The 13645-nt window shown below is 48.1% G+C and carries 11 protein-coding genes and 3 tRNA genes; 9 read left to right on the top strand and 5 right to left on the bottom strand.

The features are described 5' to 3' along the window. Positions 1-51: 51 nt before the first annotated feature. Positions 52-774: a leucyl/phenylalanyl-tRNA--protein transferase gene (gene aat / locus ACXX82_RS03010; protein WP_322239890.1), complete on the bottom strand. Its 723-nt coding sequence runs from the start codon at positions 772-774 to the stop codon at positions 52-54. Between the two features lie 493 nt (positions 775-1267). Between aat and ACXX82_RS03005 the strand changes: the two genes are divergently transcribed. Then, positions 1268-3595: a putative bifunctional diguanylate cyclase/phosphodiesterase gene (locus ACXX82_RS03005; RefSeq protein WP_323506408.1), complete on the top strand. Its 2328-nt coding sequence runs from the start codon at positions 1268-1270 to the stop codon at positions 3593-3595. Between the two features lie 97 nt (positions 3596-3692). Here ACXX82_RS03005 and ACXX82_RS03000 read toward each other — a convergent pair whose 3' ends face one another. Continuing rightward, complete coding sequence (locus ACXX82_RS03000; protein ID WP_458562384.1) at positions 3693-4265, bottom strand: NUDIX hydrolase; 573 nt, start codon at positions 4263-4265, stop codon at positions 3693-3695. A gap of 208 nt (positions 4266-4473) precedes the next feature. Between ACXX82_RS03000 and ACXX82_RS02995 the strand changes: the two genes are divergently transcribed. The 4 genes from ACXX82_RS02995 (at position 4474) to ACXX82_RS02980 (ending at position 5819) form a co-directional block, all read left to right on the top strand. Beyond that, a tRNA-Met gene (locus ACXX82_RS02995) sits at positions 4474-4550 on the top strand. Between the two features lie 47 nt (positions 4551-4597). Next, positions 4598-4674 (top strand) — tRNA-Met (locus ACXX82_RS02990). Positions 4675-4720: 46 nt separating this feature from the next. Then, positions 4721-4797, top strand: a tRNA-Met gene (locus ACXX82_RS02985). A gap of 209 nt (positions 4798-5006) precedes the next feature. Beyond that, positions 5007-5819, top strand: a complete 813-nt coding sequence (locus ACXX82_RS02980) for a DUF72 domain-containing protein (protein ID WP_458562383.1) — start codon at positions 5007-5009, stop codon at positions 5817-5819. 117 nt (positions 5820-5936) lie between these two features. Here the strand turns inward: ACXX82_RS02980 and ACXX82_RS02975 are convergent, their stop codons facing one another. Further along, the gene (locus ACXX82_RS02975) at positions 5937-6560 is read right to left on the bottom strand and encodes a trimeric intracellular cation channel family protein (protein ID WP_458562382.1); all 624 of its coding nucleotides are present in this window, start codon (positions 6558-6560) and stop codon (positions 5937-5939) included. Between the two features lie 668 nt (positions 6561-7228). Between ACXX82_RS02975 and ACXX82_RS02970 the strand changes: the two genes are divergently transcribed. Then, on the top strand, positions 7229-9124 hold the full coding sequence (locus ACXX82_RS02970) for a M12 family metallo-peptidase (RefSeq protein WP_458562381.1): 1896 nt from the start codon (positions 7229-7231) through the stop codon (positions 9122-9124). Positions 9125-9358: 234 nt separating this feature from the next. Here the strand turns inward: ACXX82_RS02970 and ACXX82_RS02965 are convergent, their stop codons facing one another. After that, positions 9359-9808 (bottom strand): YXWGXW repeat-containing protein, encoded by a 450-nt coding sequence (locus ACXX82_RS02965; protein WP_322239878.1) that lies wholly within the window; start codon positions 9806-9808, stop codon positions 9359-9361. 331 nt (positions 9809-10139) lie between these two features. Here ACXX82_RS02965 and ACXX82_RS02960 point away from each other — a divergent pair, with 331 nt between their 5' ends. From ACXX82_RS02960 to ACXX82_RS02950, 3 genes are all read left to right on the top strand, one after another. Beyond that, on the top strand, positions 10140-10448 hold the full coding sequence (locus tag ACXX82_RS02960; RefSeq protein WP_322239876.1) for a 4a-hydroxytetrahydrobiopterin dehydratase: 309 nt from the start codon (positions 10140-10142) through the stop codon (positions 10446-10448). 13 nt (positions 10449-10461) lie between these two features. Next, a complete protein-coding gene (locus ACXX82_RS02955; RefSeq protein WP_322239874.1) occupies positions 10462-11241 on the top strand; it encodes an SDR family oxidoreductase in 780 nt (259 codons plus the stop codon). Positions 11242-11387: 146 nt separating this feature from the next. Further along, the gene (locus ACXX82_RS02950; protein ID WP_458562380.1) at positions 11388-12230 is read left to right on the top strand and encodes a DUF1223 domain-containing protein; all 843 of its coding nucleotides are present in this window, start codon (positions 11388-11390) and stop codon (positions 12228-12230) included. A 140-nt stretch (positions 12231-12370) separates the two neighbouring features. On the opposite strand, the gene ACXX82_RS02945 is transcribed toward ACXX82_RS02950, so the two are convergent. Next, positions 12371-13411 (bottom strand): flavin reductase, encoded by a 1041-nt coding sequence (locus tag ACXX82_RS02945; protein WP_458562379.1) that lies wholly within the window; start codon positions 13409-13411, stop codon positions 12371-12373. Positions 13412-13645: the final 234 nt, after the last annotated feature.

The raw sequence follows: 13645 nt of genomic DNA, 5'->3' as shown, positions 1-13645 counted from the left end.
TAGCTTGCCAAATTTACTTACCAGCTAGTAAGTCCATGCTTACTAATCTTGTTATGGGAACAATGGTATCGGTCGCCAGTTGTGAATTTGTGGATGATTTATCGCTTCGGTGAGATGTCGCATAAAGGCGTCGCGAGAAATGGGAACCGCACCTAGCGAAGCAAGATGCGGCGTCTCCTGCTGGCAGTCAATCAGCGTAACGCCGTTTTGACGCAGAAAGTGAACCAGGTAGGCCAGTGCAATTTTGGAGGCATCGGTGACACGCGCGAACATTGATTCACCATAAAACATCCGTCCGATGCTGACACCATAAGCGCCTCCAACCAACTTGCCATCAAGCCAGACTTCCACTGAGTGCGCATAACCGAGGTGGTGAAGTGCCCGATAGCCCTCAATGATCTCATCTGATATCCATGTGCCTTGACCATCTCGCCGTGGCGCGGCGCATGCATGCATGACCTCCTCAAAAGCAAAGTCAAAGCGAATCTGCCAGCGACGATCAGCGCGATTACGGTGGATTTTCTTTAAGGTTTTTTTTAAGCTGGCAGAGTATTTGAAGCGTTCGGTTTCCAGCACCATGCGCGGGTCTGTACTCCACCAAAGGATAGGCTGGCCTTCAGAAAACCATGGAAAGATGCCATGTCGATAGGCGTTAAGCAACCGCTGCGGCGAAAGATTAGCCCCCGCAGCGAGTAGTCCGGGCGCACCATCGTCCGGTCCCAATGCCTCTGACACGTCTGGAAATGGTGTGTCAATTTCTAACCAGGGAATCATCGTCGGTCCCTGACCGTCTTGTGGGCGCTTTTGATTACCATTTTAAGGAAGTGAGCAGCGTTAAATCGCGTTTTTCTCATAGTCAACTATTTTTGAATATCAAAAATTTTCCCTGTGCACTATTACATCAGAATGCTTATTGGGAAATTTTACTGAACTGGTAGTATGTATCTCATTAACTCATCCTCGTCGTTTGATTTTTCTTGATAAAAAAGTAATGACACGTTGAGTTCTGAAGACGCATGCATCCAAGTTTGCCATATTAACCACTTCTGCCCAACCTATAAGGATGAGAATGCATGTTGCCGAGCAGTAAATGGTGCAAGGAACGCGCCTTGCATCATTTTTGTGCGCGATAATATTGATAGTTGAACGCCGCGCCTAATTGACGCTTAATGGTCGAACCTTTTTGTTGGCCCGAAATTTGCTGTAATGGAATATGCTGTAATTAGTCACAATTAACATTATCCAAGAGATTGAGATATTAGCCACTATGCATGAATTCTCCTCTTTGGTATCTTCGGCCCCAGTGTTCGGACGGCCGAATAACGAAAGCGTTACGCCCTCCTTACGAACCCCGCTCTCCGAAGCCATTGTTCCCGATTTTAGTGAGCAAGCAGCGTTCTTTGGGCGCTGGTGGTTCGACGTTAAGACCGATCAGTTGGTATTGTCGGTTAATGCCGCGCGCATGTTGGGAGTCGAGGCGGGATGGTATCCATCTCTAAAAAATTGCTTAATTAGCATGCCTCCGGAAGATTTAAAAGTTTTGGAGGCGACGCTCAAAACGGACAGTCTGGAAGGCGAGTCGGTCGACCGTGAGTTTCGCGTTGTCACTGAGAAGTATGGTATGCACTGGTTCCGCCTGATGTCATTGCCTCAGTCCGCCAGGAAGCACGCGGTCCGTAGTGGCGTTTTGTTAGAAACGACTGCTTCAAAGCATGTCGCGATACGTGAGCGGCTGAGTTTTGAGTGCACCCAATTTTTGTTAAGTACCGATACTTTAGGTGTTGCTGTCACCAAAGTTATTAAAGTGGTATGTGAGAATTTAGGTTGGGAATGGGGTGCTTATTGGGCTTTAGATCGCCCATTGGAGTCTGATCTGGCTGGCTCGCAGCAACTTTTATGTAAGCATTTCTGGCACAACCCCCAATACTCGCTCGAAGCGTTCAACGAAGAAAGCGCCGCATTGAGGATGGCCGCGGGCATTGGCACAGTGGGTTTGGTGTGGCAATCCGGCGAGGCGCGTTGGATTGAAAATCTGGGAAGCGCGCCGGGCTTCTTGCGTCACAATGGCGCTGTCAAATGCGGATTGCGGTCTGGCTACATCTTTCCGGTCGTGTATGTGACGGAGGGCGGTCAGCGGCATAGTCCCGGGGTGCTGGAATTTTATAGCAAACTCTCCCGCCAGCACGAAGCCCAGCTACCGATTCTTTCCGAGACAATAGGTGTATTGATCGCCCAGACTGCACAACGACTTGAGCAGCAGGAAACCATTCGGCAGTTAGCGCAGATTGACGGATTGACGGAGTTGGCAAACCGCACCTATTTTTATCATATGCTCGATAACACTTGTCAGAATTCGACCATTGCGGGAACATCGTTTGGCTTAATCTTTATCGATCTGGATCGTTTTAAGCCAGTTAATGATGCGTTCGGTCACGAAGCCGGTAATGTAGTGTTGCAGGAATTTGCAAGGCGGTTACAGCTACTTGTTCCATCAGGAAGTTATGTCGGGCGGCTTGGAGGGGACGAATTCGCGATTTTGTTGATACCGGATGGTGCCACGCAGCCATTAGACCAGCAATTGAATGCGTTGGCATCGAAGGTATTGCAAGCAGCGTGTATGCCGTTTCTGTTTGACGGCAATGATATGACGGTGTCGGCCAGCGTGGGCATCAGCATCTTCCCGGAAAATGGGATGACCAGTCCGGAACTGTTGCGCAGCGCCGATGCCGCAATGTATCGTATTAAAAAGAATGGCAGAAATGCGCTCAGCTTTTTTTCGAATAGTACTTCCCATACTTTAGCGATTGAACAATCCGACGTAGCGCAACGAATGACCATGGAGGCCGAACTGCATCAGGCGCTGACTGATAATGCATTCTTTCTCGAATACCAGCCCATATTTAATGATAGCGATCAGAAGATGCACGCCGTTGAAGCGCTTATCCGCTGGCGCAGGGCAAACGGCGATATCGTCAGGCCGGACATTTTTATTCCGATTGCTGAACAAAGCAGTCTGATCATCAATATCGGACGCTGGGTGTTGCGTCAGGCGTGCCGAGATCTTGCATATTTGCATCGTTCGGGATTGAGTAACCTGGAAATGCATGTCAATATGGCGGCGCCGGAATTTACGAGTAATGATTTGCCGGATGAGCTGACCGTCATCTTGAAAGAGTTTGGCATCGGGACCCATCATCTTTGCCTTGAGCTGACAGAAGGTATGTTGATGCAGCAACCCGAAAAGGTGATTCCTGTTATGCAGGCACTGCGTGAGCTCGGTGTAGGGATTAGTCTTGATGATTTTGGCGTTGGTTACTCGTCGCTCTCAAGGCTCAAAAGATTGCCGATTTCTTCTATTAAGATCGACCGCTCATTTGTTGATGGTCTACCGCATTTAAGGGAAGATAGAGCGATCGTACGCGCCATGATTGAGCTTGGCCGCCACATGAAATTGGGCGTCATTGCCGAGGGCGTTGAAACGGATGATCAATTGGTTTTTTTGCGTCAATACGGTTGCAATTTAATTCAGGGATTTATATTAAGCCGGCCAATGCCGCTCGATGCGTTGATTGCTTCCTATCTGCCACGTAGATAGACCGAACATTTGTTGGCTTGTCAGGATAAACGAAGTCTAACCCCGACAAGTTTTTAAGGTAGATAGTAGTTTCTTAATCTAGCGCCGGATTAGAAAACTACTTGCTGCGCATCGGCTTATAGATGTCTTCGGTATGGAACCCGAAACTGGCACCATTTTTTTGCACTAGTTTGAGATCGTTAAAGAAAGCCTTCAGCGTGGTAGCAACAGTTGGGAAGGCAATATCTTCCCAAGGAATTTGCGCTTCGGTAAACATCTCCACTTCAAGACTCTCGATGCCAGCCGCGTAATCAAGGTCGAGCAAAGTCGCCCGATAAAATAAATGTACCTGATGAACGTGCGGGACATTGATCATGGAGAAAAGCCCATGCAGGGTGATTTTGGCACCGGCTTCCTCTTCTGTTTCGCGGCGTGCAGCATCCTCAGTGGTTTCGTCGTTCTCCATGAATCCAGCCGGAAGCGTCCAGTAACCGAGTCGCGGTTCTATAGCGCGTTTGCACAACAATATACTTATTTCTCCATCGTGCTCCCATACCGGAATTGAGCCAACCACCATCTTCGGATTCTGATAATGGATCGTGCCGCAATTGCTGCAGACAAAGCGTGAACGCGTGTCGTCAGGTGGGATTTGCAGGGATACAGGATGCGCGCATTCGGAGCAAAATTTCATAGGTAGCGAATTAAAGGTCTGGGCACAATGTTTTGAAAGGCACATCATTCATTATGCGTTGAAAGGAATTGTTACTATAAACAAGGTGTTTCATTTAGCCTGCTTTTTTTACCTGACATGGAAGTGTATCACCGCACCATCTAAATGCGCTTTCTGACTATAACGTTTGCTATATTAATCAAACCAGCTTATACTCTCATTCCTCAGACGCGGGGTGGAGCAGTCTGGCAGCTCGTCGGGCTCATAACCCGAAGGTCGTAGGTTCAAATCCTGCCCCCGCAACCAGATTTAAAATGTCAGAAAATATCCTGGCATTGTTTGAAAAGTACAGACGCGGGGTGGAGCAGTCTGGCAGCTCGTCGGGCTCATAACCCGAAGGTCGTAGGTTCAAATCCTGCCCCCGCAACCAGATGTAAAGTATCAGAGAATATCCTGATATTGTTTGAAAGTACAGACGCGGGGTGGAGCAGTCTGGCAGCTCGTCGGGCTCATAACCCGAAGGTCGTAGGTTCAAATCCTGCCCCCGCAACCAATAGTGGAAACCGCTGATCAGCTTTGTTGCTCAGCGGTTTTTGCTTTTTAAGAACGGTTTTTTAACAACTAGCCCGCGTTACCCTCATTAGTCCGAATTTTCCCTGTTAATCACATCCTTATCAACGTTTTTACCTTCCAGTTCGCCTTTTTCTCCGTTGCGTTAATATGTTGTTATTATAAAAGCATCGTCGTTGCTAAGGAGCGAAGATGAAAAACCGTAAATGCTTCATACGCGTTGGCATAGGTGGCTGGACTTACGCCCCTTGGCGTGACAACTTTTATCCGGCAGGTCTGGCTCATGCCCATGAACTGGAATACGCCAGTCGCCAAGTCACTGCAATCGAAATAAACGGTACTTACTACAGTACGCAAAAGCCCGCTACGTTCGCACGATGGGCGGCAGAAACGCCAGATGGCTTTCTCTTTTCGGTGAAAGCACCGCGTTATAGCACCAATCGGCGGATACTGGCGGATGCGGGTGAGTCTGTTGAGCGCTTTATTCAGAGTGGTATTGCGGAACTTGGAGAAAAATTAGGCCCGATTCTATGGCAATTGCCACCCACCAAACGCTGTGATATTGCCGACATCACTGCTTTTGTTTCACTACTTCCGAATAAAATTGACGGTATAAAACTGCGTCATGTACTGGATGTGCGACATGATAGTTTTATGATCCCTGATTTTTTTAAATTGATGCGGAAATACAAAATGGCGAGCGTTTTCACCGACTCAAGGGATTACCCTTCCTTTGCAGATTTCAGTACCGATTTTGTCTATGCAAGACTGATGTGTAGTCAATCTGAAATAAAGTCAGGTTACTCTCCCGAGTCGCTTGATACGTGGGCGACCCGCTTTAACAAACTTGCTGTAGGGAGTAGTGCGGTTGATCAGGATGTGTTTCCACGCATCACTCCCCAGACGAAGCAAGACGTGGCACGCGATGTGTTTGTATTCTTTATCAACGGTGCCAAAGAACGTGCACCGGCTGGCGCAATCGCCTTGCTTGAGCGATTGGGTTGAGCTGCACTTAAAATGCTGTTTATACTCTGCGACGAAACAATGCGTGAGTTGTTATTTTTTTCTGATAAATTACTGACAGCGCGGACCTTTTGATATCCGCGCCGACGCCATCATGCATCAATCCAGCCCACGTATTCTGTCACCGTTGAAGCGCGGCAATCGCCAGTGAAATCGCATTGCCAATAATCGAAACAAGAAGCCCGTTCCGATCGCGATCAAGGACGCGACATTGGTATCGACTTTTATCCAAAGTAGGCCAACATATAAAGCACCGGTTAGTAGCGATACAGTGGCGTATAGTTCGCGTCGTAACACCCATGGAATTTCGTTACATAATACGTCTCGTAACAACCCGCCAAAAACACCGGTAATCAAGCCAGCCATGATGACGATACCCGGCGTCATACCACTAGCCATCGCAACGTTGCACCCTATCACCGTAAATGCCACCAAGCCCAAGCCATCAACTACTAAAAACACCGTCCGTAAATGATGGAGAACGCGCGCCACCGCCGCAGTGACGATCGCTGCGCTAATGGTGAAGAGTAAATATTCCGGATTGGCGATCCAACTTAATGGGTAGTGGCCCAACAACACATCGCGCATTGTTCCGCCACCTAATGCGGTGACTGTGCCAATCATGCAAATTCCAAAAAGATCCATATCGCGGCGCATACCCATGATCGCGCCTGACATCGCCTCTGCAACAATCGCTATCAGGTAGATGGTATGTAAAAGCAAGTATTATCCTTCACAAAAAAAAGTGTATGAATCGGGTTGGTCTTACCGATTGCAACCTGCTTAATCTCTTTAAAAGCAACCGTAACCGGGGCGGATAGGTTGCTTTAGATATTCATTTACGCATCTAAATGTCAATTTCAGCGCTGCTCCTTCGCCCGCTAGTGAGTATTGGCGATAGATTCTCAGGTTCTTAAAAGAGTATTTATTCCAAGATAACGCAAGAAAAGAGGGATGTCACTTTTTTATGAAGTGATGACGTTATTACTGCGCCAGAGATGTCTTCAAAAAAACATCAATCGCGCTATGTCGACTCATTCTCATAAAGAGGTTTGTGTTTCATTTTTTTGCTTATGGTGAGTCTATATAAGCTAAGAATAGTCTCTATCACGCTCCGGGTTTGTCCCATTACCTTCTTCATTCGCACCCACGATAATGGGTGACGTTATCTTTTATGCCCGTTTTTGCACTTCTCGAAACGTGTCAATTTCAGTTTTTTTCGCCAGGAAATTTGATTCAAGCGTATTCGTAGATGTAAGCCAAGAATCTTCTTATTTTTATAATTTTATTTCATCAGATTAAATCGTTCTACTTCGATTTTTCTATTTATTTCAGACCGTAAAATGACCTCAATAAAAAAAACACTCCGATTGGTAGCCATATCAACAGTTATGTCCCTTATTTACTGCGCATCGGCGTATTCAATTGAGGAGAACCAATTATTTCAACTAGAACAGACCGATATCGACTCTCCAATAAATACGGCTGCTGCGGCGGCTAGTAGCGGCTTGGCAGAAATATTGGCAGCGCCAGCGACCGCATCAGTGCGCCTGGCGACGGCTACACCTTTACTGGTGAATGATCAGCAAGACGAAATCGCTTTGCCAATAGATGATGGTCATGTATTACATTTTAAAAAATTTACAGCAGAAACTGATGTCGATGGCGTCAGTATATGGCGCGGTCAAATCTCATCTGATGAGACTGACGAAGAACATGCATCAGATGCTGCCAACCAGGCCATCCTCGTGCGCAATGGCGAAAACATCACTGGCTCCTTCCACCATGAAGGCCAGCTTTATCAAATTTGGCCTCTCAAAAATGGACGGCACGCGATTGTGAAAGTCGATGTCAGTAAGCTCGATCAAGCAGACGACGCGGTCGAACATCAAGCCGAGCACGCCGAACATGGAAGTGCCGATAATACGCAGCAAGACCAACAAGAGCGCCAATTCCAGCAAATACTCGCTGAAGCTGGCGACGGCATGCATACGCAGTTTGTTGACGGTAGCGATAGTATAAAGTTAAAAAGTGCGCATAGCACGATTCGCGTCATGGTTGTGACGACGAATCAATCCCGCGCAAAAGCGAAGGACCTGCAAGCGGTGATTAAACTCGCATTTGCCGAGGCAAACCAAGGCGCAAAAAATAGCGGTGTCGCGATTACTTTTGAATATGCCGGAACCTTTGATGCCAGTTACGACGAAAAGGGAAAGTACACCAATATGCTATCTCAGCTTAAAAATACGAACGATCCGGTATTAGGTGCACCGGTCCATGGTTTTAGAGAAAGTCATCGCGCAGATGTGGTGGTCATGCTGGCGACATCAAATACGTCGGCAGGGACGGGGTATGTCAATGCATCAAAAGCGACTGCTTTTTCAGTTGTTGATTATAGTTATGCGACAGGTTATTACAGTTTCGCGCATGAGATCGGACATAACCTGGGCCTCAGTCACGACCTCGATCAGTTCGGTGGTGTGCCGACCAGAACACCTGAGTATCAACATGGTTATAAGCACACCGCCGGCACTGGCGGGGGCAGATGGCGCACTATCATGGCTTATAACTGCTCACCTTCGTGTGCCCGATTAAATTACTTTTCCAATCCAGACATTTTGTACAAAGGTGCTGAGATGGGCACTCAACGGTATGAAAACAACGCTCGACGTTTGGATGAAAGACGCGAAGTAGTTGCTAATTTTTATCCGCCGCTGGTCGATATCACGCCACCGGTGAATCCTCCGCAAGCCGTGGTTGGAAGAAATATTAATGCTGTAAGCACCACCAGTACAGGTTTTGCTTACAAACTCGAAGGTAGCAAGAGTCTTTACGCCACACACTATAAATGGGAAAAATTAAGCGGACCGTTTAGCCTGCGTTATGCTGATAGAGCAGATGCTGACGCGATTGTTGGCAAAGACCAAATCGGCGAGGGCACCTACGCGCTGACAGTTACCAATCAACACGGCGAACAAAGTCGTGCCACTATTAACGTTAGCGTAGTAGAACAAAAGGCTAGTATTACTGGAGACTCGTCAATTATCGAAGGGCAAGTGGCTAACTTGAAAGCGAGTGCAAATTTTGCGGGAGCCTCCGGCGCGGCACCTACATACCGCTGGAAAATTCTTAACGAAGCTGGCCGTGACATTTTGCAAGGAGCCGAACAACAACTGAGCCTGTCAACCTTGCCAGTGGGTAGTTATGATGCAACAGTGGAAGTAGCAAGCACGCATGGTGGACGCAAAGCGACAGCACAACATCGCGTTGATGTGACAAAACAGTGAGGACACTACGCTAGTAATATTGATGAACGATTTGAGGTAAGTGGAAGGGGCGTTCGGTCATGCCGCACGTGGCTGATTCTTCCGATCCAGACCAGAACCAAGCACAAAAAATAGTGGTAATTATCAGGTTCGTGATGTTCGTTTAAAAAATCCTTTGTCGCATTTGCGAGAAAGGATTTTTCATTGCTTCATGGTGCACCTCATTGCTATGCCGACTATTTTTTAGTCTGCTTGTTAGCGATTGCCGCCGCGGTGATCGTCTCGGCCGCCGTGATTGCCGTTGTCATGTCGCCCACCGTTCGGGCGTCCGTTACCCCGATGATTGTTGTAATTTGGGCGTCCATTGCCGCGATAATCGGGACGACCGCCATGTCCTCGTTCCCAGCCGCCACGATTCAATTGCCAACCGCCGCGACCTTGCTCCCAGCGCGGTCGTTGATATTGATAACCAGGACGTGCCCGGTTCCAATAGCCTTGTCGCCACACGTGACGACCTCCAGCCCAGTTCCAATAACCTGGCGCCCAGATATAGCCTGCACGCGGTGGTGGAAGGCGTTCGTAGCGTGGTGGCGGCGGTTGTGAGCCGATGATGATATTCACCCCGACCTGCGCGTTTGCCTGTGCTGAAATAAACGCGGTACAGCTTATTGCGGCGAACATTGCCGCGCAGAGGAAGCGTTTCATAAGTGCCCTAAAAGTTGAATATAGGCAAACTATACCCGTAAAAATATTTGCCACAAGCAACGATTCAACTCGTTACAAAGTCACGTCTTAGCGTACGTTTAGACACAACCTATAATAGGTAATTGTTTATTGACCAATAATAAAGAGTAATGACGTTCAATGATGTCGATGTACGCAATCGAAGATTGGCGCGGGTTAGCAAAGTTTTCGTCCTATAACGCATAGTTCTTGGATGACATGCAACCGTGGAGTAACGAGGTAGTAGGCGTGACAGATGACGCGGTATCGCTTCTGACGATAGAATTACTGTTTTACACATGGATATTATTCGATGACACGACCATCACATATCGGCGCAGTTACGGCCCTGCAGAGTCTTCCCGAATGGTCTGCAGTGAAAGACCGGGATGCCATTCAAAGGACTTTTCTGTTTGCCGACTTTAATGCTGCGTTTGGATTTATGACGCAAGTCGCTTTGCTGGCAGAGAAAATGGATCACCACCCTGAGTGGTCGAATGTTTATAATCGTGTAGTTGTTCTACTGGCAACCCACGATGCGAATGGCGTCACTGAACTGGATTTGCGAATGGCGCAATTCATGGATCACGCCGCCGCGAATACGCATAAAAAACCTATTTAGAACGATCATCGATATGACGCAACCCGTAGTACTGATAACCGGCGCCGCCAAACGCGTCGGTCGTGTGATTGCTGAGCGCTTTGCGCAGGCCGGCTATGCAGTGGTAGTCCATTATGGTAATTCGCAGGCTGAGGCGCAGGAGACGGTCGCGTTGATTGAGGCAGCGGGACATAAAGCCGTCGCTCATCGCGCCGATCTATCTAATCCGGTCGAATTGTCGGCCATGATATTAGCCACTTATGCCACGTTTGAGCGACTTGATGTCTTGGTCAATTGTGCTGCTATATTTTTTCCTGACACATTGGCTGATTTTGCACTTGAGGATCTGGAGCGATCCTGGCAAATTAATTGCCGTGCGCCACTATTACTCACGCAAACTTTTTTCCAGCAGGCCCAGCAACGTGGTCAGCAAGGCGTGGTGGTGAATGTCGTTGATCAAAAGGTCCGCGCAAATTTCCACCCTGAGGATTTTAGTTATACCGTGGCGAAAGCTGCGCTAGGAAATATGACCGCTATGTTAGCCATATCTGGTGGTGCGGTACTGCGAGTAAATGCCCTCTATCCTGGATTGATGACGCCTAGCGGAGATCAGACCCAAGCTGATTTTGAATACTCCTCTGAGCGCTCAACACCGCTGGGGTATGTGGCGCCGCTGTCTGATATTGCGGAGGCGATTTTATTGCTGACGCGTCCGTCCTTCAATGGTGCAGAGTTTGTTGTCGATGCAGGACAAAACCTGGTGCGGGTGGATCGGGATGTCGTAAATCTCTATCGGGCTCCGTCTGTTTCATAATCCTTAAATGTGTGTATTGGTATTGTGACCGGGGATTGTCGTTTTAATATTATTATATTGATAATATTAAAGATGTTTAGGAGGTGTCTGTAAGGAAGTAACCAACTCAGCGACCAAAGGACATCATCATCTTTTTGGAGTTGCGCGTGTTTGCCTCTACTATCTCTAACGTCATCTCAATCATGCATAAATATGCGCTGTTAGCCGTACTGTCCGGTGGCTTGATATCCACCGCGCAAGCAGTTGAGTTGACCGCAAAAAGTCCCGCTCACCGTGTGGCGCTGGTTGAACTTTACACAAGCGAAGGCTGTAACAGTTGCCCGCCCGCTGATGCATGGCTGGCTAAAATCGGTTCAAAAGTCAGCGCCGATATGGTGATTCCATTGGCATTGCACGTCGACTATTGGGATAGTTTGGGTTGGAAAGATCGATTCGGTGATCATGCATTTACACTGCGCCAGCAAGCATTAGCCGACTATGCCAACACCAAAGTCGTGTACACGCCGGAGGTCTTTGCAGGCGGGCGTGAGCTCAGAAAGTGGAGTACGGCGAGTGCCGCCGAGAGCGCACTTCAGCATATTAACGCGCAAGCATCGCCTGTCGATATTATGATCAAGGTGACCTCAAACGAGGCGCGGGGGCCACGGTCGTATGATTTGACTGCCATAGCCCGCGACATTATTAGTCCCAGCACCACAACAGATCCTAAGCAAACGCAAAATGCCTTTGTTGCTGTATATCAGAATAAGTTAGTGTCAAAAGTCGCTGCTGGCGAAAATGGCGGCGTCACTCTTCATCACGAGTTTGTTGTAAGACGTTGGTTGGGGCCGTTTGCATTGAAAGCGGGCATGGTAAAGATTCAGCAGAACATCTCCCTCGATAGCATCGGAGGGGATGTTCCGGTTGATCAGTTTGGAATAGTGACATTTGTTCAGGATGCGACGACTGGAGAGGTCTTGCAAGTGGCAAGACTTGCACTGGATCATTGACGGAGTGCGGCTCGCAGGGTTTAGCCAGATTTGTTAGACGGTTAAAAAAGATAAGTTCAGCAGAAATAGTTTGTAGAACTTATCTGCGGGATCCATCATAAGAGGATCGCCGCGATGGTTGCTGACGACTGAAATGGCGATTATTCGTCAAATTCGACGGGATCATCAGGAATGTTAATGAAGCGACGTAGCAATGTGCGTAAAGCGATAGCATCAACAGCACCCATTTTCCCCATCATATCGGCCTCAATTTCCGATCCCGCTGCGGCAATTTTTTGCGTTAGGTCACGGCCCAGCGCGGTGAGGTAGAAAAGACCGCTGCCATTTTTCTCGCCTTGATCAGCCACAGCCTGCAATAGCCCGCGCGCGGTCATGTCATCGAGCACGATAATTAACGGCGAATGACCGGCGTAAGCGAATAGACGGTTGAACTCTTCAATACTCAGCCCTTCGCGTGCAGCTAACGTATTGAGTACAAAAAATTCGGTATCATTCAAACCTTGTTGCGCACCATATTCACGTAGTTTTCCGTATAACTGGAAGTAAGCGCTACCGAGTAAATGGCTCATCGCGCTGGTATTGAAAATACGTGCACCTGTCGTTGCTTTGATCAATGCTTCCGCTTCATCGGCCAGTTCCTTGCGCGTCGCGATGGCATAACTGCCACGCTGATAAACAAGCGGTGGAATATCGGAATGATCGAAGTGCATCACTTCGCCAACCATAATGATGTGATCACCGCCATCATAGCGATAGGCCGTTTTGCATTGCATGCGTGTGGTGCAGGCCGGCAGAAGCGGCACGCCGCCTAGCCCTTTTTCGGTTTCAAGTCCGGCGAATTTAGCCACGCCGCGCTTGGCAAAGCGGTTTGCCAGAGCGTCCTGATCGTGCGACAAGATATGTACGGCCCAGTATTCAGCCGTTTCGAATATCGGCGCGCTACTTGATGATTTTGCCAGACTCCATAAAACCAGGGGTGGATCGAGCGAAACCGAATTAAAGCTATTTGCGGTGATGCCAACGCGCTTTTCGATGCCGTCGCCCAGATCACTGTCGTTGCACGCGGTAATGATGGTCACACCGGTGGTGAACGTGCCTAATGCATTGCGATATTCGCGCTGGTCAAATATTTTTGCAAGTGTTTGGTTATCCGCAAGCGGAGTAGTTTCTTGTATATCCATCTGATTTAATTCAATTTTCTTCGATCAGCATGTTATCAGGCTATTGCGGGGTACTGACGCACTGAATGGTTTGATATGGTTGATAGGGCTAATGGCATGTTGGAAGACGGATGAATATTTTTACGCCATATAAAAATGCGAAAGAATCAGCGTTCGGGTAAAGCGTAAAAAACGCGAAACACGTGCATTCTCTAAAATTAGTAATATGCGTAATTTCCCTAATTTTCCTAATAC

The organism is Glaciimonas sp. GNP009 (assembly GCF_054343755.1).
Note: the sequence above shows the minus strand (reverse complement) of the source record. Positions and strands in the feature narration are given on the sequence as shown.

Bases quoted from the DNA above. Each gene is read 5' to 3' on its own strand.
- aat (WP_322239890.1), bottom strand. From the start codon at position 774: ATGATTCCCTGGTTAGAAATTGACACACCATTTCCAGACGTGTCAGAG.
- ACXX82_RS03005 (WP_323506408.1), top strand. From the start codon at position 1,268: ATGCATGAATTCTCCTCTTTGGTATCTTCGGCCCCAGTGTTCGGACGG.
- ACXX82_RS03000 (WP_458562384.1), bottom strand. From the start codon at position 4,265: ATGAAATTTTGCTCCGAATGCGCGCATCCTGTATCCCTGCAAATCCCA.
- ACXX82_RS02980 (WP_458562383.1), top strand. From the start codon at position 5,007: ATGAAAAACCGTAAATGCTTCATACGCGTTGGCATAGGTGGCTGGACT.
- ACXX82_RS02970 (WP_458562381.1), top strand. From the start codon at position 7,229: ATGTCCCTTATTTACTGCGCATCGGCGTATTCAATTGAGGAGAACCAA.
- ACXX82_RS02965 (WP_322239878.1), bottom strand. From the start codon at position 9,808: ATGAAACGCTTCCTCTGCGCGGCAATGTTCGCCGCAATAAGCTGTACC.
- ACXX82_RS02960 (WP_322239876.1), top strand. From the start codon at position 10,140: ATGACACGACCATCACATATCGGCGCAGTTACGGCCCTGCAGAGTCTT.
- ACXX82_RS02955 (WP_322239874.1), top strand. From the start codon at position 10,462: ATGACGCAACCCGTAGTACTGATAACCGGCGCCGCCAAACGCGTCGGT.
- ACXX82_RS02945 (WP_458562379.1), bottom strand. From the start codon at position 13,411: ATGGATATACAAGAAACTACTCCGCTTGCGGATAACCAAACACTTGCA.